The following is a 25,088-nucleotide window of genomic DNA, read 5'->3' on the forward strand; positions in this document are numbered from 1 at the left end:
ACGACATGCCTGAAAAAAGGCGGCTATGTGAACGCAGCAAAGCGCCCCCGGAAGTTCCGGAGGCGCATCTTATGGCTGATCATGCATATGGCTTGAATTACTGGTGTTTGGAGATGATGTTTTTCAGGTTTTCCTTGGAATTCAATCCAACCACTTTGTCAACCGGCTGGCCGTCTTTGAAGAAGATCAGCGTCGGGATGCTCATCACGCCGAAACGGGAAGCCGTTTCCGGATTTTCATCCACGTTCAACTTCGCGATTTTGACGGAGTCGCCCATTTCGTTTGCGAGCTCATCCAGAATCGGAGCGATCATTTTGCAAGGGCCGCACCATGGTGCCCAGAAATCAACCAATACTGTACCTTGGCCTTCAATTTCAGCATTAAAGGATTGGTCAGTTACGTTTACAATAGCCATAATATTTCTCCTCCTTATAAAAAGCTGAATTTCATCGAAACTTCAGGATTTGTGAAAATCCTCAACTGAAATGTCTTAGCGGACAGTTTTAGTATACCACAATTTTTTCAGAAATGTAAATTCCTTAATTACAGATCTTGCTTCGGCTGTCCTGACCGGCGTGAACCAGCTTATTGTACCCTAAAGTATTCGCCATATATTCTTTACAAATTCTTTGGACTTTGGGTATACTAAGGTTAACTCGGGTTTCTGTGTCAATGACCGCGCTCATTTACATAAAGTGAAACCATCCTGAGGAGGCATTGTATTCATGGATGCAAACGTGCACGCTAACGACCCGCGGGAACACGTAAACGAAGAGCCGCGCAATGACTTGATGGATCTGATGAACGGCTTCGGGGGCATGGCTTTGTTCATGACTCTGATTTTCGCGATCATGGTCATCATCAAGTTCGTGATCTCCGGCTAACATGCTCATCGCTGAAGCGATAGCAAAAAGCCTGGCCTTTCCGCCGCTTCGGCAGAAGGTCAGGCTTTTTTCAATTTCTTGGTGATTCACGTTCAGGAACGAACCCGGCGCTGGTTTTCCCCATGCAGATGCACCACGTCGACAAAAGGCAAAATCCGGTCCATCAGCCGCTGTCCTTTGTACAATTCCTCTCCGTCCTTGCTTGTAAAGCTGAGATGCTTTTCCAGGCCCGCCAGATCGTAATTGGACGTATAAAAGGTCGGCTTGCGGTTCATCCTGTAATTGAGGATCGCTCCGAGTACATGATCGCGTACCCACGGGCTCAAATTTTCCGCTCCGATGTCGTCGAAAATAAGCAGGTCGCAGTTTTTCATGACCTCCACCGTTTCTTTCAGCTTTTGGCTGTCCTGGAGCATCGATTTCAGGTCTTCCACGAAGTCGGGCATGTAGACGATGACGCCGGTGTAACCCGCGATCGCCAGCTCATGGAGCAGATAGCTCATCAGGAACGTTTTTCCCGTCCCGAAGGAGCCGAACAAATACAGTCCTTTCGGCGTGAGCCCCTGCTCCTTCACTTCGCGGATATAGCGGAAAACATGGCTGACCGCCGGCGCGCGCAGCCGGTCTTTCCCCATGATCTCCACTTCGTTGTACCCTTCCGCAAGCGCCCGTTCATCGACGTAAAAGCTGCGGATCCGCTTCCTGATTCTCTCTTCGTTTTGTCTCGCGATGTGCAGCGCGCACGGGGCTTTGCGCTCGACCAATTCCCGCCGCCCGTTTTGCTCGGCCATCTCCAGCTTGGAGTAGTGGCCTTCGAAATCGTTGGGGCATCTGTCGAGCCCCGGACAGTTTTGGCAGTTGCGCCGGTCGTTGACGTATTGGTACAGCCGCGGCAAATTGGCGCGCAGTCGGTCTTCGTCCATCTCCGGATGTTCGGCGCGCAGCTCCTTGACGATCGGATCGCGAAGCAGGTCCTCGAAAATCGCCTGCGATCTTTGCAAAAACGACGGTCCGTTCATTTGTTTTAACACTTGGCCTAATGATTCCAACTTGTATGCTCCTCCTTCCCGTCAAGTGATGCACGATGCCGTCACTTGTTTTTGCTCGCCTGCATTTCGGCGGCCATCCGCAGCATCTCTTCGAATTCTTCCTCGCTGACGGCGTTTGCGGCCCCGCTCTCCTGGGCAATCGGAATGTCAGGCTTTAACCTGGCCGCCTTGCTGCCGTATGTACGGGTCCTTCCGCCCCCGGAAGCGGCCGCCTGCTTGCCTTTCACCTTGGATTGGTCGCGGATGTATTGAACGGCTTTTTCGTACGTGTTCACCTGCTTCAGCAGCATGTTGGAAGCGATCGCTTCGACGAAATTGCGGTTGATGCGCTGCTCGTTGCCGCCCGAGGTCAATAAGGACATTAAATAATGGATCAGAACGTTGATGACTTCCCCGGGAAGCTTGTAGCTGTGGTCGATCTTTTCGAAAATATCAAAAAAGTTGTCCGGCACCGCCCCCGGAAAAAACGTCTTCAGCAGACGCGTGTACGGTTCATTGCGCAGCATCATGTTGTATTGGTGGATGTCGCATTTGGATTGGAACTGGACCGGAACGTCCACGTAATATTCCATTTCGACCGCATGTTCCATCGGCGTCGGCTCCGCCGGATCCTCGAGCTGCCTGAGCGCTACCACCTTCCCGGCATACACCTCGCGCTGCTCCTGGCGCCGTTTATCCTGACGGAATTGCAGGTTGGCCCTGCGCTCCAGCTCTTCAAGCGCGACGCTGCCGTCGGGAGCGAACGCCCCGTCTTCGTCCAGCAGCCGGCATAAATCCTGCACGCTCAGGTCGTATTTATGCACGACGTAATTCAGGACCCCCATCTGCTCATGGTTGAAGCGGAGCTTTTCGACATGGGTCCGGTTGACCGAATCTTTCGGAAAACGGAGAATGATGTCGGCATAATTCAGCGCATTTTCGTCCTCGTGAACCCTAACCCCCGGCTGCCTTGCCGAAGACACCTCGGAAAGCGCCTGCTCCAGCTCGTAATCGATCACATGCGTGTTCAGCTCGAAAATGTCGTAAAACGCGAGCGAGATGTTTTCCTTATGTCCTCCCCTCGGTCCCGACAGTTCCTCCGGTTCGCGCGCCCAAAGCTCCTCGCGGAGCGCCAGCACCGCAAACTTGCCGATTTTGTCCCGAAGCAGCAGCGTCAGGTGCTGGGTATTAAAAAATTCGGCCGGCGACAAAGGCTGCTGAAGCTCGTATTCGTAAACGTAATCCTCCTGCTCCGGCATATAGATGCGGCAGGTTTGAAGCAGCCCGACCGCTTCCAGAAGCGAGGCCTGCTCGATCAGGTACCGGCGGCCTTTTTCGCTGGGCTCGAGTCCCAGGGTCAAAAACAGGCGCCGCTGCTGTTCAAGCGGAGAATAACCCAATTTCTCTATAGGAATCTGCTGAAACAGCAGATGGTACAAACTGATGGCGAAGGCTCCGACCATGGGCTGATAAACCGAGCTGAGCATCCTGCTGTCCAGACTGCTTAAACAAAAATCACGATAAACGCAAAACCTGTGATTTTCCGTAAAATGCAGCAGGCTCTTCATGTGCATATTTTGGCTCCTCCCATCGTAACGTAGACTTTCTCTATTCTATCATAAAAGGAATCCCCGCTCCGATATATTTCGACGATTATTTTATCCCCAAATGAATCCAGTCTGCCAAATCCCGGATGACGAATTCGGGAACGTTCGAGGCGAATCGATATTCGTCGCCCGTCGAAGGCCGGTCGTACAATGCGTACATATGGTTCAGCCCGGGATATAATTTGCAGCTGACGTCCGTCCGTGTCCCCAGCGCCTGCTTCCATACCTTCAAACTGGAGGGAGGAACCTGCACGTCATTGCCCCCCTGGAGAATGAAAAGGGGCACGTCCTGTCCGCGGGCGATCATCGGGCCGCTGTATTCCCGTATATCGAACCACCAATAAGCGTTAGGCAGCGGAAAATCGGCCGGCAAACGCGCCTTGGAATAACGGTCGTCGTGCAGCATGTCCACCGCCCGCCGCCACGTATGCAGGTTCGCTTGCTTGCGCTCCAGCTCCGCCCCGGTTTCGCCCGCTTCTCCCGCCCGCTTCAAAATGCCTTCGTATTGGGAAAGCATCAAATCCTCCAGCGCTCCCGAGGGAGCGGACAAAAGCATCCCGCCGGCGATGGAGCCGCCCCGGTCTTCTTCGATGATCGCAGGGAGGAGCATGCCGCCTTGGCTGTGACCCAGCACGAATATCCGGTCCGGATCGATCCGCTTGTCCTGCCGCAGCAGCCCGACCGCCGACAGAGCGTCTTCGACCGTTTCCTCCCGGACGGTAAAATGAGGCGTCAAGGAACGGTTGGGATATTCATATGTCCGTTTGGCATAACGCAGAACCGCAATTCCCTCGCGGGCGAGCCCGACGGCGATGTCGCGGAACATTTTGCCGCCTCCCGACGATTCGTCCGCGTCGTTCGGGCCCGAACCGTGGACGAGGACGACGGCAGGCACCTTCTCCCCGGCCCCGGCAGGTAGCGTCAACGTTCCGGGAAGCGGGAGGCTTGCGGTCCCGACGATCACGTTTTCGGTTATGTATCGGCCATGAGCGTCATAGGAGGGGGGACGGTACCGATCGGAAACGTTCGGAAGCAGCGCCAGATCGTCCAGCTTCCCGTCCCGGCCGAAGCGCAGTTCCATCCGGAAGCTTCGGCCGCGCGGCGTTTGGTAGGACAAAACCGCGTTCCGGTGCACCCGGTTTTCGGTTGAGCCGGCTTGGATCAGCGTCCAGGAGCCGTAGCTTTCCTCCAGATGCCTTTTGTACCGCTCCAGGACATCGGCCGAAAACAGCTTCGCCAAACCGGGGCTCATCATGTCCCTGGCCTCGCCGTATTCCCCCAGCTGCAAAAGCCGCATCCAGTACATCCCCAGGCCGGCCGGATCGGCTTCCGACGCCCTCCACCGTCCGTCGCGAAAATTCATTTGGACGCCCAGCGCCTCATGAAAAGCGGACACGGGGACATACAGCCTGCCCATCCTGTTCAGGACAGCAAGCTTCGGAAGGTCCAGCGGAAGGCCGTCGATTTCGGACCGGGCGCTGCCCGGCGTGATGTTCCATTTCCGGTTTCCCAACAACACCTTGGCCGCCTTTTCCTCCTTCACCCACAGCACGGTTCCTCCCAAGGCTTCGACCGCGTCGCGGACCGGTACGGCATCCGGTTCGGCCTCCCCCTTTTCCGGGATCCAAACGCACAACATGACAATCGCTGCAAACAGCGCAAGACAGGATTTTCCTTTCAACTTCCCTTCCCCTTCCCGGTTCATGCATGGAGCTGACGACGAGCAAGTTTTGATCAGGGATGCGGAGCAAGCCAGCTCTAAATGAAGCAAAACAGCCCCCCTGCCGGAGAGCTGTCTGCCTTACGTTTGCTTTAAAACATTTTAAATCCGCTTTTGCGCAGCTTTTGGATCGATACGCCGCTGACGATCGCCCCTACGAGCCCCGCCACTCCCGTCAAATAATCGACGATGCGGAAGGAGCCCAGGTAATGGAGAAACGAAGTGTCTCCCCGGTCCCAAAGCGAATAAACGACGATCGGCAAAATCACGATAATAAACAAATAGGATGGAAACCAAGTGGTCTTCATAAGCATATTTAAGATGAAGCCGATCCCGAACATCATCATAAAAAACAAAACCATCAGCACCAATACAGGGATAAACTGCATGCTAACCTGTTCACCTCTTCTTCTCTATGACCCGCTCGCGGTGCGCGGATATGGCTAACGAAAAAACGCTTCTTATTTTATGATAGTAAGTTTACTAGAAAATTTGTCACGAAGCAACGAACAATACGTGAATAGATTGTGACTTCATTTGCTCTTTCCGTTGCGGTTGGGATACAATGAGAAGAAGGTGTTAAAGCAACTAAACTTGGGAGTGATCGATAAAATGAACGAAGCAGCATCCACTTTAGAAGGCTGGTACGCTCTTCACGATTTTCGTTCCATCAACTGGACGGCCTGGAAGTCCGCGGACGACGAAGAACGCGCTATGGCGCTCGACGAGCTCCAGGAATTTTTCAAGGAATGGTCCGAGGTCGAATCCGCGAAACAAGGCAGCACGGCCGTTTACGGCATCGTGGGACAAAAAGCGGACTTTGTCCTGATGCATCTGCGCGAAACGCTGGAAGAACTCAACGCGGTGGAAACCGCATTCAATAAAACGCTCTTCGCCCGCTTCACCACCAAAGCCTACTCTTACGTAAGCGTGGTCGAGCTGAGCAACTATCTGGCAGGGGAAGGCGGCGGCGATCCGATGGAAAATCCGCATGTCGTCGCGCGTTTGAAGCCGATCCTTCCGAAAACGAAATATATCTGCTTCTACCCGATGAACAAAAAACGCGATCTAAGCGACAACTGGTATATGCTCGACATGGAAGAACGCCGGAACATGATGCGCAGCCACGGGCTCATCGGCCGCTCCTATGCCGGCAAAGTGAAGCAAATCATTACCGGTTCGGTCGGCTTCGACGATTGGGAATGGGGCGTTACGCTGTTCGCGGACGACGCGCTTCAATTCAAGAAGCTCGTGTATGAAATGCGTTTTGACGAGGTCAGCGCGCGGTTCGGCGAATTCGGCAGCTTTTTTGTCGGTCCGCTGCTCACGCCCGAATCGTTTGATGACATGCTCAAAGTATAAACAACGGCAAAAAGCTTGCTTCCTTTACTCGGAAGCAAGCTTTTTTATTATGAAAAAAGAGCATCATTCGGATTCGTGCCCGGCGTTTTTGAGGGATTCGAGAAATTCGGCGGTAGCCCGGTCGCGGTCGCGGCTTTTTTCCTTCAGCCTTTCGATGGCAGGCAAAATCAAAATATCGATTTCCTTCTGCACGGCGTATGCCAGGTCATAGCGGTTTTGGTCCTCCAAATAACCTCCCACTTCCATCAGCGCGTTATACCGGTCCAGCTCCTCCCTCGTCAAAAGCGAGCGGACTTGAACACTGCAGTGTCGCATCCTTACAAGAACCTTCCTTTCCTCAGCACGAGCGGAATGCCCCCGATGATGAACAAATAGCGCAAATCGACGAGCTTTTTCAGCTGCGCGGCTTTCCAGCCTTTGTAATGCTTGTCGCCCACGACCCCGATGCCTTCCCCTTTGCCCAGGGAAGCGACGGTGCCCTTGTTCTGGAACACGAATCTGCGCGGCTGCTGGTTGCGGATGGCCGCGACGATGTTATGCGCGCAGCATACGCCCTGCTGCATGGCGATTTGCGCCGTCGGCGGATAAGGCCGCCCTTCCGGATTAAAGACGAGGGCATTGTCACCGATAATATAGATGTTGTCATGGCCGGGGGCGTGAAGATATTCGTCGACCTTCACCCGGCCGCGGGCGGTTTCGAATCCCGCTGCTTCGATCATATGGTTGCCGCGGATGCCGCCGGTCCAAACGACGGTCGCGGCTTTGATTTCTTCGCCGGTAGCCAGCAGAACGCCGTCAGGCGTGCATTCCTGGATGGCAACGCCCAGTTTGAACGTCACGCCTTTTCTCTTCAGCACGTCCATCGCGTATTCGACGAGCTCAGGGGCAAATCCGGGCAGCGCGGTCGGCGAGGCTTCCACGTTATAGATGTTCACCTGGGCCGGATCGACGTCGTATTCTTTGCACAGCGCCGGAATCCGGTCCGCAAGCTCCGCCGCGAATTCGATCCCGCTGAAGCCCGCTCCGCCGATGACGAAGTTCAGGCGATGCTGCGGATGCCTTTCGTTTTTGTAAAGCGCAAACTGGTATTCGATATGCTTGCGGATCAGGCGCACCGAGTTGATGCTGCGGATCGTCATCGCATAATCGGCCAATCCCGGAATGCCGAAGGTCTCGGATTCGCCGCCCAGGGAAATGACCAAATAATCATAAGAAAGGGTTCCGTCCTCCAAAATGACCTTTTTTTCATGCGGGCGGATTTCCTGCACGGAAGACTTGACCAGGTCGATCTTAAATTCGTCGATCAGCTTCGAAATGGGAACCCGTGTATTTTCAACGCTGTCCGTGCCTGCGGCAGGCATATGCAAATGGGTCGTAATATAATGGTAATCGTGACGGTTCACGAGCGTGACGTCGGCTTCGTTATAATTCAATTCTTTCTGGAGCCGCTGTGCTGTCAGAATACCTGCGTATCCCGCGCCGAGGATTACGATCTTGGGAATGTTGCTCATCATCTTGCTCCTTCCAAATCCTTTGTTGTATGAATCAATTCCACATGGTTAAAAGCGCAATAATGAAACGATATATAGACGGTTCAACTGCTTCGATCTATATATCGTTCGGGATTAGAGCCGCTGTTAAGTTTATGAAATTGATTCTTATATCTATATTTGTGATACATTACAAAACTTATTGTGAAATTATACACTTTTATTGTCGTGATGTATCGCGATCCCGGTTATCGAATGGGATATGGATTCCGCCTGATTCTGACGGCTGCGGGAAACGTTAATCAGCGGTCAATTAGAAAAGCAGAAAAAGCAGGAAAAAAATGTCCGAAATTCGACAAAAAGATGGTAATGCACAATTGAAATGATAGCTAGTTTCAGGCAAAAGATCAAGTCTTATTTGGGCCTGAAATCCGCGTCCGAAGCCGCTTTTTCCGGACGGGAACGAACGGCCTCCGCGAATCCTCCCATTCTCTGTTCGCCATGGCCAAGGCAGACGAATTCACTTTCCAGCGGCGGCCGGGATATATTATAATAAGAAAAGCGTCGATTGAAGCGCTTCGAAGCAGGCTGGCCGCTTGTCCAAGTTCGAATTGCGATTGGGGTTGCTGATCTCTTTGAAGATGATTTCTTTTCGATATTCATAGATTATATCATTCGATAACAACGCGGAGGTGCAATATAAAACATGACATCACATACCGATGGTGTTGAAATATCCGACCTGCTCATTATTGGAGGAGGTCCTACGGGAATGTTCGCTTCCTTTTATTGCGGGATGCGTCAGGCTTCGGTCACGCTGATCGAAAGCATGCCGCAGCTTGGCGGGCAGCTGACGGCGCTATATCCTGAAAAATACATCTACGACGTGGCCGGATTTCCGAAGGTAACGGCACAGGAACTGGTGGACAATTTATCCAAGCAAATGGAGTTGTTCCAAACGAACGTGCGCTTGGAGGAGAAGGTCACTTCCCTCGTCAAACGGGACGAGCGTCATTTCGTCGTGACGACGGATAAAGGGGAATACCACGCCAAGGCGGTCATCATTACGGCCGGCGTCGGCGCATTCCAGCCGCGCCGGCTTGAAGTCGAAGGCGCGGAGAAATTCGAAAAAGCGAACCTCCATTATTTCGTGAACGATCTGCAGCAATTCAAGGGCAAAAAAGTGCTTCTGACCGGTGGCGGCGACTCGGCCGTTGACTGGGCCCTCATGCTGGAGCCGATTGCCGAGGAAGTGACGCTCGTTCATCGCCGCGACAAATTCCGCGCCCATGAGCACAGCGTCGAGAATTTGATGAAATCCAAGGTGCGCGTCGTGACGCCGACGGAAATCACGGCGCTGCACGGCGAAGACGCCATTACGAAGGTCACGCTGACCCACGTCAAAACCAAGGAAACGCAAGAGATCGAAGTGGATGACGTGATCGTCAATTTCGGGTTCGTGTCGACGCTCGGCCCGATCGCCGAATGGGGCATCCAGATCGAATCCAACTCGATCGTCGTCGATTCGAGAATGGAAACGAACATTCCGGGCATTTTCGCTGCCGGCGACATTACGACCTACCCGGGCAAAATCAAGCTGATCGCCGTCGGTTTCGGCGAGGCGCCGACGGCCGTCAACAATGCCAAGGTATACATCGATCCGGACGCCAAGCTGTCCCCTGGACACAGCAGCAACATGAAGCTGTAGAAGCCTTTTTACCAAAATAGATATACAAAAAAGGGTATCCTTACGTTTGGAACGCTTCAACTTCCAATCGGTAAGGGTACCCTCATTTTTTCCATGTCGTCTCTATGTATTTCGATAATAGAATGTACACCTCCACAACGCCGTCAAATGGTACAACTGTGCTGCATGTCAAAGGAAATAACGATGGATGTGCATGGGATTCCCGTCGCTTAGTGAACGATGCCCGGAGGATCAGCCTCAAGATTCCGTTTATGAATCTCAGCCAGGAGCAGCGTGATGAAGTCCCGGTCAAGCATCAATTCAACAGCTGCATGATAAGAATCAAGGAGCATTTCATCCGTCAAGATAGCCATTCCTTTCACATCCTTTCCTTTATTTTCCTCGAATCTATCATATCAAACATTCCACATCGGAACAAGCGTTCGCAATATCCACAGGTTATTGTGGAAATCCTGTGTATAATTTGTTAGCAAGTGTCGTAATACCAATAAAAATGCAGTGGATTTTGGGGATAACATTTATACACAGGAGGATGAATTATCAACAACCCTAAAAATATTTTTTCTGAATCTATGATCGGCGGTCTTCCGTTTCATAGGTTTACTGGGGTCTGGTATTAACTTCGAAAATCCATATCTTCCCGCTGTAATCCAGCCCGTAATCGAAACCCAACTGGCCGATGCCGGGAAAATGGCGTTCCAGAATAGCCGTGCATTTTCGCGTCAGATGGCGCATTTCATTCCGTTTGGCCGCCGAGGAGATGTGGGGCAGCGATCTGCGCAGCCCTTCACTGCAGCTCAGCAAACGCCCGCCTTTGCACAGGTTGGTAACGAACAGCCCTTGTCTGGCCAATCGCCCTACCATCGCCCTGAACTCCCAATGGTCTCCGGATTTGACATATTTCACGCGGTAATCGATCGGGCGGCCTTGGATGCGCGCCAGATGAATGCCCTGCTGGATCAAATATTTCCGCCTTACCTTGACCCGAAGCAGCGCTTGGTACATGTCGTTAAAATTGGCATACCGGCTCGTTTGCAAGGATTTCGTAATGCTGTAACCCATGTCGGACCGGTTTATTTTGATCACGCCGTATCCGCCGCCCCCTACGATCGGTTTAACGACGACAAATCCATAGGATTCCAACATCGAATAAAGATTTTCCCTATTTAGTCCTCTGGTTTGCGGTATATAAGGGGCTACTTCGGGATCTGTCAGCAGTGCTTCGGTTTTCAGCCACTTGCTAGCCAACTGTCTTCCCCCCACTTGTACCGCCTCCTTTCTCACTCTTCTCTTTTAGCATACTCGCCGGAGGCGTTCCTCTCCTGTATGTTTGTACATAAACGGTGCATATGGGAGGAAAACGGGGGATTGCGGAGTAAAAACGGAAGCATGGAGCCATAATAGTTCTATTGGCGTCTATCGTTTTATCGGATATAATGGGATTTGAATGTGACAAAGGGAGGAAGCTAACGCCGTGGCTGAATTTTTCAAGATATTGTACTGGGTTGCCATGATCGGCATGTCGATTACGCTGGTTGCCGTTACCGTGGGCATTTTCGCCATTGGATTCAAGTTCATTAAAGATAAACGCAAGGGACTGGGCACCGGCTGCATCGTATTCTCCATCCTCGCGGCAGCGATGATCGTGCTGATGGTTAACCACACCTTCATCGTCCCGGCATCCTGACGCAAGACACTACCCGAAAACGAACGGACAACGCAAAAAAGGGCTCGCGCCATGCTTCATACGAAGCGGTGCGGGCCCTTTTGGACGAGCGGTGGTTTGTGGATCAGCATTCTTCCGGCGCCGGCTTGCCAGCGTTCGTGGCCGTGCGGAACGAAGCTCCGCAGCCGCAGGTAGCCGTGGCGTTCGGGTTGTGCATCGTGAAGCCGCCGCTCATTCCTGCATCCTCATAATCGATTTCAAGGCCGTTGATCAAAGGCAGGCTTTGCTTATCGATGACGACCTTCAGGTCGTTGACGTTCATATATACATCGTTTTCCGTTTCTTCGTCGTCAAATCCCATCGCGTAGGAAAAGCCGCTGCAGCCGCCCTCCTGCACGCCCAAACGAAGGAACATATCCGGCACTTCTTGCTCGGCGAGCATTTCTTTTAGCTTATCGGAAGCGGAATCGCTGATTTGAATCATAAGTCACCCTCCTAAAAGTTTTGCGGAGCCATGCCCCTCGGATCTTTCTTTTTAGCAAAACCGGTATCGTAAGCAGACGCTTACTTAAGCTCAGTATACTCCACAAACGGTATCCTCTCAAGTGACCCCAGCCTTCATCCCAGGAAATACCGACCTTTTTTTTCCTCCCTACCGTATTGCGGAGCCTGAATGTGCGGTTTATAATAGGGTGGGTGACAGGGGAAAGGCATTTGTCGGAATTTTGTCACCAACAGGACAATGGTCTGCCATATTTTTTTGTTATTTTTTTCACAAAAAACATTTACATCCATGACGCAGGCAAGCAGATCTGCCGCCCATACTTAACCGGCCTTTGCTCCTTTCGAGCGCATTGACAAGCCGTTATTTCAAGACTTGATTGAATGAAGCCGGACACCTTCCGACGAGCGGATTTTTTTGTGTTTTTTGACGCAAAGCCGCAACCCATTACATGAACAGGAGGAATGGATATGTCCATGATTGTAACATCGAATACCAGCAAGAGAATGCAAGAAATCGCCGAAAAAGTACGCCACGGGGAGCGCCTGAACCTCGAGGATGGCGTATTTCTTTATGAAACGGATGACCTGCTGACGCTCGGCCAATTGGCGAATGAGGTCAACCTGCGCAAAAACGGCAAAAAGGTCTATTTCATCGAAAACATGAGCCTTTATTTCACCAACGTGTGCGAAGCCAGATGCGCATTTTGCAACTTCCGCAAAGACCTCGGCGACGAAGGCGCTTATACGCTGACCGGCCAGGAAATGATCGAATACGTGGAGCAGCACATCCATCCAGGCGTCCGCGAATTCCATATCGTCGGCGGCCATAACCACCATATGCCGTTCCAATACTACGTCGACTCGCTGCAGGCGCTCACCGACCGCTTCCCGGACGTGACCCTGAAAGCCTATACCGCGGCGGAAATCGATTTTTACACGCGAATCAGCGGGCTGAGCATCGAAGAAGTGCTGAAAGAGCTGCAAAAGGCCGGACTGAAGTCGCTGACGGGCGGCGGAGCCGAAATTTTGTCCGATGAATACCGCAAAAAAATGAAGGTCGACAAAGCCAACGTCGATCGTTACCTTGAAGTGCACAGAACGGCGCACAATCTGGGCATGAAAACCCATACGACGATGCTGTACGGCGCCATCGAAACGCACGAAGACCGCATCCGCCATATGATGCAGATCCGCGAGCTTCAGGATGAAACGAACGGTTTCCTGGTGTTCATCCCGCTTTCCATGCAGCCTAGAAACAAAAACGCCGGCATCATGCGCCGCAACTCGGCCTACGAGGATTTGAAAACCATCGCCATCAGCCGCCTGATGCTCGATAACTTCGATCACATCAAAGCTTACTTCATCAACATCGGCCCGCAGCTGACGCAGGTATCGCTTTCCTTCGGCGCCTCCGACGTGCACGGCACGATCCTCAAGGAACGCATCAGCCATGCGGCGGGAGCCCTGACGCCTGAAGGCCTGACCCGGAACGAACTGGTGTGGCTGATCAAGGGCGCAGGACGGATTCCGGTGGAACGGGATACTTTCTACAATGAAATCAAAGTATATGAGTAGGGCAATTGGGGGCAAACGCGCCAATCCTTAATCCCGATGCAAAAGAAAGGAAAGACGGACTTAATGAGAAAATTTGTCATCCTTGGTGGAGGTTACGGCGGCCTGGCGATGATCGAAGGCCTGGTGAACGGCAATCTTCCGGCGGATATCGAAATCGTGCTGGTCGACCGGATGCCGTTCCAAGGCATCAAAACGGAATACTACGCGCTTGCGGCCGGAACGGCTTCGGATTTCGATCTTCGGATCCAGTTCCCGCAGCATAACCAGCTGACCAAAAGATACGGCGAAGTGACGTCCATTGATCTGGAGAAGAAGCTGGTTCACATGGATCAGGACGAACCGATCGAATACGACTATCTTGCGATCGCCCTCGGCTGCACGGACCGTTATCACGGCATTCCGGGCGCCGAGGAGTATACGAACAGCATCCAGACCTTTTCCAGCACCCGCAAAACGTATCAGCGCTTGAACGACATCAAGCCGTACGGCCAGGTTCATATCATCGGCGGAGGCTTGAGCGGCGTCGAAACGGCCGCGGAGCTTCGCGAGAGCCGTCCCGACCTGAACATCACGATTCTTGACCGGGGCAGCCGGGTGCTGTCGGCCTTCCCTTCCACGCTTTCCGCTTACGTGGAGCAGTGGTTCCGCGATCATGACGTCAATACGAGATCCCATATCTCGGTATCGCGCGTCGAGCAGGGAGCGGTATACAACGGCGACGAGGCGATTTATACCGACGCGGCCGTCTGGACCGGAGGCATTCAGCCGGTCAAGGTCGTCCAGGATCTCGATTTGCCGAAAGACCGCGGCGGGCGGCTTCTGATCAACGAATATTCGCAGCTTCCGGATTATCCGGAGGTTTACGTGATCGGGGACTGCGCGAGCATTCCTTTTGCCCCAAGCGCGCAGGCTGCCGGCGCCCAAGCCGAGCAGGTGGCGGAAGTGATCCACGCCCTTTGGCGGGGAGATACGCCGAAAATCCATAAAATCCGCCTGAAGGGCACGCTCGGTTCGCTCGGCAGCAAAGCGGGCTTCGGATTGATGGGGAAAACCTCCGTAAAAGGAAGAGTACCCCGCATCCTGAAGAGCGGGGTACTCTGGTTGTCCAAACGCCATTTCGGCTAGTCCAGCTCGAGGCTGTCCCAAGCCTCGAGCTCTTTTATTTTGGCCATGATCGCCTCGTAAAGCTCGTCCGCGCTGTCGGCGTCGACGATTTCGCCGTTGACCATGGCGAACGGCATCATGGCGCATTGGCCGCAATTGCTTAAGCAGCCGTACTCTATCACATCATAGTCCGGATTTTCTTCCAGCTTTTCCATGACTTCATCGGTTCCGAAATGCATGTTGTTCGTGCAAAACTCGATAATGGGTCTCAATTGACATCACCTGCTTCATGAATGAATATCAGGATTGTGTATTAATCCTTGGAATAATGAACTTCCCTTAGTTTAGCGGGGCAAAAACAAAATATCAATGCCGTTCATGCGTTCCGAGCAGATATAGCCATTTTATTTTGGCTCGTTTTGTAATATAATAATCATTACAGGAAAGGAGTTGAAACTAATGAGCGAAAACGCACAAAGCACCATGTACGATGAGGTAGCGGAAGTGCTGGATAAGCTTCGTCCGTTCCTTCAGCGCGATGGCGGTGACGTGGAACTGGTTGACGTGGAAGACGGCATCGTGAAATTGAAATTGATGGGTGCATGCGGAAGCTGCCCAAGCTCCACCATTACACTCAAAGCCGGGATTGAACGCGCCCTCGTTGAGGAAGTCGACGGAATCAACGACGTTATTCAAGTATTCTAATCCCATTTCATATCTTCAATCGCAAAGAGTCCTGCCTTCTAACCGGAAGCGCAGGACTCTTTTTTGTTCATGATTTGGGGCCGGCCGGTTCGATCCAAGGACGGATCGGGTCCAGCCCGCCGGAAACGTCCATGATGTTGCCCGTGATGAAATCCGAGTCCTCATGGCATAAATAACGGATGACGCGGGCGATGTCTTCCCCGCTTCCCGGCCTTCCCCGGGGCGTTTCTCCGTCCGAAAGGCCGGATACCTCCGCAATCGTTTTTTCCTTGTTGTCTCCGCGAATGTCGCCGGGACAGACCATGTTGACGGTAATGCCGAACGGTGCTTCTTCCACCGCAAGCGTCTTCGTGAACGAAACCAGGCCCGTTTTCGCCGCGGCATATACCGCCCGGTGCGGCCAGGCCCTTGCTTCCGACGCATGGCCATAGCCGAAATGGATGATCCTTCCCCATTTTTTATGCCGCATGGCCGGCAAGACGAGATGATCCAGCAGCATCGTGCCGACCAGGTTCCCCTGGACGAGCGACAGAATTTCTTCCTTCGCGTATTCGGCAAACAATCTCCTCTCGCGGATGAACGGTCCGGCGTTGTTGACGACGATATCCGCGCTTCCCAGCCGGGATTCCACCTGACGCACCAGCTCTTCAATCTGGGCCGCCTCCGAAATGTCCGCCTGGACGGCAATGCACCGTACTCCAAGCTCCTCGATCCGCTGTTTGAGCTCTTCCGCCTCCTGCCGGCTGTGCACGTAGTTGAGCGCGATGTCGCAACCCTGCTCGGCCAGCGTGAGCGCCGTCATTTTTCCAAGCCCTTTTGCGCTTCCGGTAATCAAGGCGATTTTATCCTTCAACATTGCTCCTCCTCCATGGGCATCGGAAACCCGTTCCAAGTTTCAATATGTATCCGGATTTTTGCGAAATCCTCATATTTATAACCGTATTTCATCGATTCGTTATGTATTCCCTGCTCTTCTAGTATAGAAGATTGGACGGCTTCCCAGCAACTTGAAGGCGGCAGCGTTCGGAATTTCTGCAAAGGTTCGCAGCCCATAGGAAGAAGCATAAAAAAATCCGCGAAGGCATGAACGCCTCCGCGGATCTTCGTCTTACGGTATGCTCAAATGGACGGGTCATAGGCTTAAGCGATTAAAATGCCGGAATGACGGCCCCTTTGTATTGGTCTTCGATGAATTTTTTGACGTCGTCGGAAGTCAGCGCCGCAGCCAGTTTTTTGATCGCGTCGGAATCTTTGTTGTCCGGGCGGGCTACGAGAATGTTCGCGTAAGGATTATCTTTGTCTTCCATGAACAGCGCTTCTTTCACGGGATCGATGCCGGAATCCAGCGCGTAGTTCGTGTTGATGACCGCCAGGTCGAATTGGTCCAATTGGCGTGGAAGCATGGCGGCGTCAAGCTCTTTGATTTTGATGTTTTTCGGATTTTCGACGATGTCTTTGACGGTGGCTTGAATCATGTTGTCTTGTTTCAGTTTGATCAGCCCGTTTTTCGCCAGCAGGCTCAGCGCGCGGCCGCCGTTCGTTTTGTCGTTCGGAATGCCGACGACTGCGCCGTCTTTGATTTCGTCCACGGATTTCACCTTTTTGGAATACGCGCCAAGCGGCTCCACGTGCACGGCTACGACAGGGACGAGATCCATGTTGCGGGTTTTGTTTTCGTCGTCAAGATACGGTTTATGCTGGAAGAAGTTTGCGTCAAGCTGCTTTTGGAACGTTTGAACGTTAGGCTGCACGTAATCGGAAAATTCCTTGATTTCCAGTTTTACGCCTTCTTTTTCAAGCGCCGGCTGAATGTGCTTCAAAATTTCCGCATGCGGTACGGCCGTAGCTCCCACCGTCAACGTGACGGTTTTGGCTTCAGTCCCTTTGTTTTCCCCGCCTGCCGCCGGTTTCTCCTCGGCGTTTTTGTTTCCGCAAGCGGCAAGCGCCACCACGAGAATGAGGCTGAGCAATGCAAACAATCCTTTTTTCATTGTAAATCCCCCTTTAATTGATCAACTTAATAAGATTTATGATTGGAGAACTTGGCGCATGTCTTTCCTTTGAAGCGGAAACCACATGCAGGCGCCAAAGCTCTCCCGACATCCGAAGGTTCGGATGGAATTACCCTTCTATCATTTGCGCGTAAAATGCTTGACGAGCCGGTCACCGGCCATCTGCAGCACCTGCACCAAAACGATCATAAACAGCACGGAAATGATCATGACTTCCTTCTGATACCGGTAATAACCGTAACGGATCGCAAGGTCTCCAAGCCCGCCGCCGCCGACCATGCCGGACATGGCCGTATAGGATACCAGCGTGACGACCGTGATCGTAATGCCTGCAAGCAGGCCCGGTCTGGCTTCCGGCAGCAGCACCTTCATGATGATCTGCCACGTGGAAGCGCCCATCGACTGCGCGGCTTCCAGCACGCCCCGGTCCACCTCGCGCAGCGAGGTCTCCACCAGTCTGGCAAAAAACGGCGCGGCCGCGATCACCAGCGGCGGAATCGTCCCGAGCACTCCATAGGATACGCCCACGATCCATGTCGTAAACGGGATCAAAGCAACGATCAGGATGATAAACGGCACGGAACGCAAAATGTTGACGATGACCGACAGCACGTTGTAGACGATCCGCACCCAGCCGGTGTTCGATCGCGACGTCTGGTACAGCAGCACGCCAAGCGGCAGGCCGAGAATAAACGTAAACACCGCGGAGGAAACGAGCATTTTCAGCGTATCCGCGCTGGCTACGCCGATTTCGTTCCAATCCAGCAGCGAAAAATCAATACCGAACATCAGTCATACACCTCCACGTCCAAACCTTCGTCCCGAACCTTCCGGATCGTTTCCTCGATCGGCCCGGACTCGCCTTCCAGCCGAACGATCAGCTGGCCGTAAGGGATGTCCTTGATCTTCGAAATCGTCCCCTGCAAAATCGCGAAATCGACGCCGGTTTCCCTTGCCGTCCGAGATAAAATCGAGTCGTATGTTTTTTCCCCCAGGAACGTCAGCTTGCATAGCTTGGACGAACCGTCATGCGGCGCCTGCAGCGCAAGCTGGGCGGATTCTCCCGCCTCGCCGAGGATAAACTCGCGGGTCACCGGATGCTGCGGCTTCAGGAACACTTCGGCCACGGCCCCCTCCTCCACGATGCCGCCTTGATGAATGACGGCGACGCGGTCGCAAATGCTTTGGATGACATGCATCTCATGCGTGATGAGGACGATGGTCAGGTTGAATTTTTGGTTGATGTCAAGCAGCAGCTTGAGTATGGAATCGGTCGTCTGCGGATCCAAAGCCGATGTGGCTTCGTCGCACAGCAGCACCTGCGGGTCGCTGGCCAGCGCGCGGGCAATGCCGACCCTTTGCTTCTGGCCGCCGGACAGCTGCGCCGGATATTTGTCGCGGTGATCCTCCAGCCCGACAAGCTGAAGGAGTTCGTTCACTTTGTTCGCGATTTTGGCTTTATCCACATGGGCGAGCCGCAGCGGAAACGCGATGTTGTCGTAGACGGTCGCCGAGCTCAGCAGATTGAAATGCTGGAAAATCATGCCGATTTCCCTGCGCTTGGTCTGCAGCTGCTGCTTGCCGAGCTTGGTCAAATCCACGCCATCGACCCATACCTCGCCGGACGTCGGCCGCTCCAACAGGTTCATGCAGCGGATCAGCGTGCTTTTGCCGGCGCCGGAATGTCCGATGACCCCGAAGATCTCTCCTTTTTTAATGGAAAGGTTAAGGCCGGATAGAGCTTCCGTCGTCTTCGTGCCTTTGCCGTATCTTTTGGTTACTTGTTTCAATTCAATCAATCCGAAGCTCTCCTTCCTTGCTTTCTTAAAGCTTAAGCCTTGCGTCCTATCTATCAATGAAATGCCGAAATGCCGCTCTTCGACATAAGTAGACAAAATAAAAAGCCCTCTTGACGGAATCAAAAAGGGCTCTTCTATTCGAAGTCGCTTCCTCTTCTCATCTGCCAATCTGCAGCGCATGCCTGCAGTTGTAGGAATTAGCACCATGTCATTCGGGACTTTGGCCTCGCGGGGCCGCTTCTCGAATCGGTTGCCGGGCTTCATCGGGCCTGTCCCTCCGCCTCTCTCGATAAGAAAAAATGTATGCAAACAATATTATTTTTTCACGTGATTCAGTATAATCACTTTTCCGCTTCTTGTCAAAAGGAAATTTGTTGGATTTTAGGACCACAGTCTCCCTGCATACCGGTATACCGCGATCAACGATTTGCAGACCATGTCAAGCCCCTGCCGCAGATCCTCCAAATGCTGATCCAGGTCCTCCAGCTCCACTTTGGCATGCAGGCCCTGATGCCGCTGCCACAGGTCGTCCTGCATCTCCGCGTTCATGTAATGAATCTCCGCGTTCCTCCGTTTGCGCAGCACGTTCAGCGCGTCGCGGTATTCGTTTTTGACGGAATTCAGTTCGCCCTCCAGTTCAGGACTGCGCTCCAGTTCCCGGAGCCTGCGGAGGACGGTGAAATACGAGTAATGCTCCTTCACTTTGGCCGTATTCAAGTCAAAAAGTTCATTCAGCACCGTGCCGAGCTTATCCAAAACCGAAAAGACGCGGATAAAGCCGTTTTTATAAAAATAGGCGTATCTTGCATATTCGGTCTGCTCTTGAACGTTCATGTCGTCGACGTATCCGGCCTTGACCGATTTGCGGAAAAAGGCGGCGGCAAACAAGCTTTGTTCCAGCTCGTCCAATGAGGAAACCAGCCCCCGCGTCCATATGTCCAGCTTCCGGAAATCATGGCTCGGGTCGTCGTTTTTGTCCATTTCCTTTTGAAGCAGCCCGATGGTGCGGTGCATCGCATCCATGGCTTCCCCAATCCGTCCCTTGTTCTGGCGCGGCATTTCTCCAAGCAGTGTTCGCAGCATGGGCTTCTCTCCCGGCGTATAGTTTCGGATAACGTCCATTCTTGATAAGACCAAACAAAGCCCTCGAAGACGAAACTCGCGGACTTTGCTGTAGGCAAATGTTTATGATGCCTTGCACTTACACATTTGATGCAGGCTTCAGTTGTTCGACGGGCTCTTTGCCGAGCTGCCATACCCGTACGCTCAAATAACACAGGACGCCGAACAACGAGGAAATGAGCAGGTTATGAAGCAGCGCCGCAAAAATGTAAACCTCGGGGTTGCCCAGCGTGTACACGATGCCCGCGCCGCTGAACACCTGCAGAAGGCACAATACGGCGGCGGCGCCTCCGAGCGTTCGAATCTCCCTGCTGTTCCGGTGCAGCTTAAACGCGCAAATAGCCATGACCACGACGGCGATCAACAGCAGCAATGCCGCTAACCGGTGAACAAACGCGATGGCCACGCTTCCCGTGAGCGTCGGAATGAATTGCCCGTTGCACAGCGGCCAGCCGGAACAACCCCCGGCCGAGCTTGTATGGCTGACGTAAGCCCCGACGTAGACCACTAGGTACGAATAGATCGTAATCGACCATACAAAAGTACGGAAGCCGGGCGAAACGGCCGGTTGATCCTCGGGAGAATCCGTTTGCTTTTCCCGGTCCATTTTTCGGGCCCCGAGGGCAAGCATAAGCGAACTGGCGAAAGCAATGAGCGAAAATCCAAAATGAAGCGCTAACACGGCGGACGATTGGTCATAAATGACGGCGAGCGCCCCCATCAATGCTTGCACGATCACAAAAATAAGCGTCAGCACGGAATAGACGCGCAGATCTTTGCGGTTTTTGGCGTAAAGCCAAAAGGCCGCCACGACGGCCACCGCTGTAAGCCCTGCCAGGCCGCTGACCAGGCGGTGCGAATATTCGATCAGCGAAGCGATCGTGTGCGCGGGAATGAATTGCCCGTGGCATAAAGGCCATTCGTGGCCGCATCCAAGCCCGGAATCGGTTTTGGTGACGACCGTCCCTCCGAACGTTGCGAAAAACATGACGATAAAAGTCAGGTAGCTCAGCCATTTCAATTGTTTTGTATTCAAAATATCTCACCCGCAAGAATCAAAGTAAAAACGCCTCATTTCCCTGAAGCGCCCGTATATTACCAATCCTATTTATTATACCTGATATACCATCGCGAAATATAGCCATTTTGTGACAAAAAGACAAAGCTGCCCTTAAGGCTTACGGATTCGGCAGAAAAACCCGCACCGCTTTTGCGTGATGGCAAAAGCGGTGCCGTAATGGGGTGTTACTTATGAATCGCTTGATATACCTCGACGGCCCGCTGCAGGAAGGTTTCGATTTCCTCCCGCGATTTGCGCAGCTTGTTGACGAGGCGGACGAGCTCGCGTCCATCCGTAAACGCCACGAAGCTCGGAATCCCAAGAATGTTCAGCTCCTGGCTGACATCGTCCACTTTATCGACGTCCACCTCGACCAAAGTCAATTCATTTTTGAATTTCTCTTCCACATCGGGCATAAACGGATCCATGAATTTGCAGTCCCCGCACCAATCGGCTTTGAACACGGCCACCGTCAAACGGGGTGACTGGGTCGCGACTTGAAATTCGGCTTTGGACGTAATTTTTTGCATCTATAATCAGTCCTTTCTGAACAATCGATTCGTTTTTTCTTCCGGATTTTGCAAAATCCTACCCTTAGTGAATCAAAATATGGAGTGGAAGTCAAATTTTTGAGACATACTGGGAATAAGGGATTTCATGAAGAAAGGAGGAGGCTACCCGTGTCGGAAAAGGTGGACGGACAAACGTTCAAAGGGTTCATCCGGTTGGCCAAAACGCTGCCTCAAACGGCGGCCGAAGCGGTCAAAGGCAAATATGTTTGCTGGAAAGCGTCGCAGGAGCTGATTAAGGTCCGCAGGCCGCTGGGCTGGAGGGAATCGGCCGCCCACAGCATCCGCGATCAGCTCAAGCGGCAGCTTGCCGACCGGAATCGGATGCACAGCGGCGATTTCGGCAAGGAAGAGGCGCCGGCCCCGTTGTCGGCGGAGGATCTTGAAACCGTCCAATCGATCCGTGGAGCTGCCCTGGAGGCCTCGCGCAGCAACGTAACCCGGACGAGGGCGTACTACGAGTGCTACCGCGAGTACCCGGAGCTGCATTGGTCCTTTTTGGCCCATATGGTATCCCGCAATGCGGGCTGGAACATGACCGACCTGAAGGGCGGACTGTTTTCCGACGTGATTCCGGCGGAGCTTCAGGAAGATATTTATCAAATGCTGGAGCGCAGCAACGCGCTCATTTTTCTGGATGCCTATCCCCAGCTGATGCTCTACGCCCGCAGCCGGAAGCTCGGAAGAAGCCTGTTCTACCTGCTGCCCGAGTTTCGCGTTTCGGCTTTCATGCGCCCGTTCTGGGAACGCTTTTGGATCGAGCGGGACAGCGCGCTGCTCGCCGTCGGCCTGATCATCAACGAGCAAAACTACATCGAAGGCCGGGTCGTCCAAAACCGTTATTTTCAGCAGCGGGTTTTGCGGCATCCTTTTTTTGCGATGAACAGCGCCTTCCAGATGAATCAGGTCCTTTTTCCGATGCTCGTTGCGCCCCCGGCCGAAGCCGAATCGCCGGAGGAGGCGCCCCTCCCCCCTTCCGGCGAAGGCGAAGGCAGCGCCGATGGGGAGCAGGGCTGCCGCGGCATGGTCGGGCTGATTTTGGAGCATTTTGCCGACCTGGACGAACGGATCGAATTCGGCAAGGCGCTGTACGCCATGCTGTTCGGTTATCAAGAAGTGCTCGCGGGCGTCGAGGCGTTTGCCGCCAACGTGGTCCACAGGGGCTCCCGCCAGGAATATTGGCCGAAGCTGTTTACGGACGACAAAAAAACAGCCCTGAACTCTCCCCAGGAGAGCGCAGAGCTGCTGAAACGGGAATGGCTGCCGCCGGACAAGCGGTTGTACAGCCCGTCGCTTGCCGAGGTATGGCATGATATGCCGTACGAGCCGATTACCCGTTACGACTGGTTCAAATCCAATGAAGCGCTCGATCATCTCACGCGGCCGAAACGGCCGGTGCTGATCGAAATGTCGCATGCGCACCGGTTTGCCGTACAAAAGGCAGCGCTAACGCATGATACGGAACGCGCGGTTTCCGCCGATGCCGCTCCGGGGCGGCCGGACGCGACGCAATGACCGTCAGGCCTCGGCTTACTGTCCCTGGGAATCGGCGGACTTGTACCTGGCCGGCTGCAGGCGCATCAGCGGCCGCAGCAGCTTCTGCACTTTGCGCGGGTAGCCGGCAAGCTCATGCTGGCGCAGCACGCCGAGCATGATCAGCAGCCCCAGGTACAACAGGACGACCGCCCCGCCGACGATGATGCAGGTGATCAGGAACGCCAGCCGGTCCGGCATGATGCGGGTCAGCTGAACTCCTGCTTCGTTCAGGCCGTAACCGACCGCCGCGGTCAGAATGACGGCCGCCAAAAAGCCCGGCCACCGTTGGCCGAGGATGGAAAACGGCACGATCGTCTTCAATTGGCGGAGGTTCAGCAGCGTAATGACCAGGAAACAAAGCCCGGTAGCGGCGATGATGCCGTAAATGCCGATAACGAGCGCCAGCAGGAAGCTGCCGGCCAGCTTCACCAAAATCCCGACCATCACGTTCACCATCGACAGCTTCGCTTTGTTGACGCCAAGCAGGATGGAGTTCGTGGTCATCATCGTGATTTGAAAAATCGTGCCGAACGTCAGCAGCATGATGATCCAGCTGCCGTCGAGGCTGCTGAAAAGCAGCCCGTTAATGGAATAGGCAGCCGTGCAAAGCGCGATGACGATCGGCATCCCCGTCAAAATCGAAATGCGCAGCGCCAGCGTCATCTGCTGCTGCAAATGCTCCTGATCCTTGCGGGCAAAAGCCGACGAAATGATCGGAATCAGCGACGTGCTGAGCGCGATCGCCAGGATCGGCGGGATGCCGGCGATGCTTTGCGCGCGCTGGCCGAGAATCCCGAGCACCTGCGTCGCCTTGGCTTCCCCGATCTGCCCGATCAGCAGCGGGTTGACGATCGACGAATCGATGAAATTCACGGCAGGCACCGTCAGCGACGATAAAACGATCGGAATGGACAACGTAAAAATATCCCGATAAATCCTCATAAGCGGCAGCTTAGGATCGACGGTTTCCTGGAGCATCAGCACCTTGTCCTGCCGGCGCATTTTCACCGTGTAATACAGCATGATGGCAAACGCCCCGATGCTTCCGAGAACGCCTCCGAAGGAAGCGCCTGCGGCGATCCAGCTTCCGCTGTACCCGGCTTTGAGCATGATATAAGCGATAATGATGGCGGCCCCGACGCGGGCAAACTGCTCGACGATTTGCGAAACGCCGCCTGCGGTCATGTTGTTCCGCCCCTGGAAATAACCGCGCATCATGGCGATGGCGGGAAACAGGAGCAGCGCGGGCGCCAAGGCCCGGATCGCCAGCGTCGCTTCGGGCTGTTTGGAGACGTACGTCGCGTAATACGGAGCCAAAATATAAAGCAGCGCCGTAATGATCACGCCGGCAGCCACCGCAAACCAAAGCGCCGCATGATAGACCTGGCGGGCTTCGCCGGGCCGCTTCAGCGCGTAACGTTCCGACACCATTTTGCTCAGCGTGCTCGGAATGCCCGCCGTCGCCACGGTGAGCAGCATCAGATAGACGTTGTTGGCAATCGAAAACGAAGCGTTGCCGACTTCGTCGAGCAGATGTTCCAGGGGCACCCTTTGCACGAGCCCCAGCACCCTCGCCACCAGAGCCGCGGCGGCAAGGATCAGCGTACCTTTGATAAACGATTCTTTTTTAGCCAAAC

General features: G+C 53.7%; 27 protein-coding genes and 1 riboswitch. Of the genes, 8 read left to right on the forward strand and 19 right to left on the reverse strand.

The genetic code is table 11. The features are described from left to right. Positions 1–97: 97 nt before the first annotated feature. Positions 98–415 (reverse strand): thioredoxin, encoded by a 318-nt coding sequence (gene trxA / locus KI367_RS05330; protein ID WP_036710867.1) that lies wholly within the window; start codon positions 413–415, stop codon positions 98–100. 310 nt (positions 416–725) lie between these two features. Here trxA and KI367_RS05335 point away from each other — a divergent pair, with 310 nt between their 5' ends. Continuing rightward, entirely contained in the window at positions 726–884 is a 159-nt protein-coding gene (locus tag KI367_RS05335; RefSeq protein ID WP_156124594.1) for a YqzM family protein, read from the forward strand. 92 nt (positions 885–976) lie between these two features. Here the strand turns inward: KI367_RS05335 and dnaI are convergent, their stop codons facing one another. The 4 genes from dnaI to KI367_RS05355 form a co-directional block, all read right to left on the reverse strand. Beyond that, positions 977–1,933: a primosomal protein DnaI gene (gene dnaI, locus KI367_RS05340; protein ID WP_212948188.1), complete on the reverse strand. Its 957-nt coding sequence runs from the start codon at positions 1,931–1,933 to the stop codon at positions 977–979. A 41-nt stretch (positions 1,934–1,974) separates the two neighbouring features. Beyond that, complete coding sequence (locus tag KI367_RS05345) at positions 1,975–3,486, reverse strand: replication initiation and membrane attachment family protein (RefSeq protein WP_212948197.1); 1,512 nt, start codon at positions 3,484–3,486, stop codon at positions 1,975–1,977. Positions 3,487–3,565: 79 nt separating this feature from the next. Continuing rightward, positions 3,566–5,200 carry an alpha/beta hydrolase family protein gene (locus KI367_RS05350; protein ID WP_212948199.1) on the reverse strand — a complete coding sequence of 545 codons (1,635 nt, stop codon included), beginning with the start codon at positions 5,198–5,200 and terminating at the stop codon, positions 3,566–3,568. 131 nt (positions 5,201–5,331) lie between these two features. Next, entirely contained in the window at positions 5,332–5,628 is a 297-nt protein-coding gene (locus tag KI367_RS05355; protein WP_036710872.1) for a YuiB family protein, read from the reverse strand. 223 nt (positions 5,629–5,851) lie between these two features. Between KI367_RS05355 and hemQ the strand changes: the two genes are divergently transcribed. Beyond that, positions 5,852–6,601 carry a hydrogen peroxide-dependent heme synthase gene (hemQ, locus tag KI367_RS05360; protein ID WP_036710974.1) on the forward strand — a complete coding sequence of 250 codons (750 nt, stop codon included), beginning with the start codon at positions 5,852–5,854 and terminating at the stop codon, positions 6,599–6,601. 63 nt (positions 6,602–6,664) lie between these two features. Here hemQ and KI367_RS05365 read toward each other — a convergent pair whose 3' ends face one another. Together KI367_RS05365 and KI367_RS05370 are read right to left on the reverse strand one after the other, a co-directional pair. Then, positions 6,665–6,916 (reverse strand): hypothetical protein, encoded by a 252-nt coding sequence (locus tag KI367_RS05365; protein WP_212948201.1) that lies wholly within the window; start codon positions 6,914–6,916, stop codon positions 6,665–6,667. A gap of 2 nt (positions 6,917–6,918) precedes the next feature. Then, a complete protein-coding gene (locus tag KI367_RS05370) occupies positions 6,919–8,112 on the reverse strand; it encodes an NAD(P)/FAD-dependent oxidoreductase (RefSeq protein WP_036710976.1) in 1,194 nt (397 codons plus the stop codon). 685 nt (positions 8,113–8,797) lie between these two features. Between KI367_RS05370 and KI367_RS05375 the strand changes: the two genes are divergently transcribed. After that, the gene (locus KI367_RS05375; protein ID WP_036710874.1) at positions 8,798–9,799 is read left to right on the forward strand and encodes an NAD(P)/FAD-dependent oxidoreductase; all 1,002 of its coding nucleotides are present in this window, start codon (positions 8,798–8,800) and stop codon (positions 9,797–9,799) included. Positions 9,800–10,008: 209 nt separating this feature from the next. Here KI367_RS05375 and KI367_RS05380 read toward each other — a convergent pair whose 3' ends face one another. Together KI367_RS05380 and KI367_RS05385 are read right to left on the reverse strand one after the other, a co-directional pair. Further along, on the reverse strand, positions 10,009–10,152 hold the full coding sequence (locus KI367_RS05380; protein ID WP_156124595.1) for a sporulation histidine kinase inhibitor Sda: 144 nt from the start codon (positions 10,150–10,152) through the stop codon (positions 10,009–10,011). A gap of 247 nt (positions 10,153–10,399) precedes the next feature. Continuing rightward, positions 10,400–11,062, reverse strand: coding sequence for a YheC/YheD family protein (locus tag KI367_RS05385; protein ID WP_036710876.1), 663 nt, complete (start codon positions 11,060–11,062; stop codon positions 10,400–10,402). A gap of 211 nt (positions 11,063–11,273) precedes the next feature. Between KI367_RS05385 and KI367_RS05390 the strand changes: the two genes are divergently transcribed. Beyond that, positions 11,274–11,486 (forward strand): hypothetical protein, encoded by a 213-nt coding sequence (locus KI367_RS05390; RefSeq protein ID WP_036710879.1) that lies wholly within the window; start codon positions 11,274–11,276, stop codon positions 11,484–11,486. Positions 11,487–11,589: 103 nt separating this feature from the next. Here the strand turns inward: KI367_RS05390 and KI367_RS05395 are convergent, their stop codons facing one another. Beyond that, positions 11,590–11,949, reverse strand: a complete 360-nt coding sequence (locus KI367_RS05395) for a HesB/IscA family protein (RefSeq protein WP_212948203.1) — start codon at positions 11,947–11,949, stop codon at positions 11,590–11,592. A 488-nt stretch (positions 11,950–12,437) separates the two neighbouring features. Here KI367_RS05395 and mqnE point away from each other — a divergent pair, with 488 nt between their 5' ends. After that, positions 12,438–13,544: an aminofutalosine synthase MqnE gene (gene mqnE, locus KI367_RS05400; protein ID WP_212948205.1), complete on the forward strand. Its 1,107-nt coding sequence runs from the start codon at positions 12,438–12,440 to the stop codon at positions 13,542–13,544. Positions 13,545–13,607: 63 nt separating this feature from the next. Beyond that, the gene (locus tag KI367_RS05405) at positions 13,608–14,669 is read left to right on the forward strand and encodes an NAD(P)/FAD-dependent oxidoreductase (RefSeq protein WP_212948206.1); all 1,062 of its coding nucleotides are present in this window, start codon (positions 13,608–13,610) and stop codon (positions 14,667–14,669) included. Here KI367_RS05405 and KI367_RS05410 read toward each other — a convergent pair. Next, positions 14,666–14,920 carry a YuzB family protein gene (locus KI367_RS05410; protein ID WP_036710884.1) on the reverse strand — a complete coding sequence of 85 codons (255 nt, stop codon included), beginning with the start codon at positions 14,918–14,920 and terminating at the stop codon, positions 14,666–14,668. The genes KI367_RS05405 and KI367_RS05410 overlap by 4 nt on opposite strands. A gap of 187 nt (positions 14,921–15,107) precedes the next feature. Between KI367_RS05410 and KI367_RS05415 the strand changes: the two genes are divergently transcribed. Further along, entirely contained in the window at positions 15,108–15,353 is a 246-nt protein-coding gene (locus KI367_RS05415; protein WP_036710886.1) for a NifU family protein, read from the forward strand. A gap of 67 nt (positions 15,354–15,420) precedes the next feature. Here the strand turns inward: KI367_RS05415 and KI367_RS05420 are convergent, their stop codons facing one another. The 7 genes from KI367_RS05420 to KI367_RS05450 all read right to left on the reverse strand — a co-directional run bounded on the left by KI367_RS05420 (position 15,421) and on the right by KI367_RS05450 (position 21,876). Continuing rightward, complete coding sequence (locus tag KI367_RS05420) at positions 15,421–16,206, reverse strand: SDR family oxidoreductase (RefSeq protein ID WP_036710982.1); 786 nt, start codon at positions 16,204–16,206, stop codon at positions 15,421–15,423. 295 nt (positions 16,207–16,501) lie between these two features. After that, a complete protein-coding gene (locus KI367_RS05425) occupies positions 16,502–17,344 on the reverse strand; it encodes a MetQ/NlpA family ABC transporter substrate-binding protein (protein ID WP_036710891.1) in 843 nt (280 codons plus the stop codon). Positions 17,345–17,485: 141 nt separating this feature from the next. Then, positions 17,486–18,154, reverse strand: a complete 669-nt coding sequence (locus tag KI367_RS05430) for a methionine ABC transporter permease (protein ID WP_036710892.1) — start codon at positions 18,152–18,154, stop codon at positions 17,486–17,488. After that, positions 18,154–19,164 (reverse strand): methionine ABC transporter ATP-binding protein, encoded by a 1,011-nt coding sequence (locus KI367_RS05435; protein WP_036710896.1) that lies wholly within the window; start codon positions 19,162–19,164, stop codon positions 18,154–18,156. The genes KI367_RS05430 and KI367_RS05435 overlap by 1 nt, the downstream gene beginning before the upstream one ends. Positions 19,165–19,318: 154 nt before the next feature. Then, positions 19,319–19,460, reverse strand: a riboswitch (SAM riboswitch). A gap of 85 nt (positions 19,461–19,545) precedes the next feature. Then, positions 19,546–20,247, reverse strand: coding sequence for a Cthe_2314 family HEPN domain-containing protein (locus tag KI367_RS05440; protein WP_212948208.1), 702 nt, complete (start codon positions 20,245–20,247; stop codon positions 19,546–19,548). A 118-nt stretch (positions 20,248–20,365) separates the two neighbouring features. Further along, positions 20,366–21,322, reverse strand: a complete 957-nt coding sequence (locus KI367_RS05445) for a COX15/CtaA family protein (RefSeq protein WP_212948210.1) — start codon at positions 21,320–21,322, stop codon at positions 20,366–20,368. Between the two features lie 209 nt (positions 21,323–21,531). Next, positions 21,532–21,876, reverse strand: a complete 345-nt coding sequence (locus KI367_RS05450; protein ID WP_036710904.1) for a thioredoxin family protein — start codon at positions 21,874–21,876, stop codon at positions 21,532–21,534. A gap of 150 nt (positions 21,877–22,026) precedes the next feature. Here KI367_RS05450 and KI367_RS05455 point away from each other — a divergent pair, with 150 nt between their 5' ends. After that, a complete protein-coding gene (locus KI367_RS05455; protein WP_212948212.1) occupies positions 22,027–23,430 on the forward strand; it encodes a DUF2515 family protein in 1,404 nt (467 codons plus the stop codon). 15 nt (positions 23,431–23,445) lie between these two features. Here the strand turns inward: KI367_RS05455 and KI367_RS05460 are convergent, their stop codons facing one another. Continuing rightward, on the reverse strand, positions 23,446–25,086 hold the full coding sequence (locus KI367_RS05460) for a putative polysaccharide biosynthesis protein (RefSeq protein ID WP_212948214.1): 1,641 nt from the start codon (positions 25,084–25,086) through the stop codon (positions 23,446–23,448). Positions 25,087–25,088: the final 2 nt, after the last annotated feature.

Source organism: Paenibacillus cookii (assembly GCF_018333375.1).
Taxonomy (GTDB): domain Bacteria; phylum Bacillota; class Bacilli; order Paenibacillales; family Paenibacillaceae; genus Paenibacillus_AQ; species Paenibacillus_AQ cookii.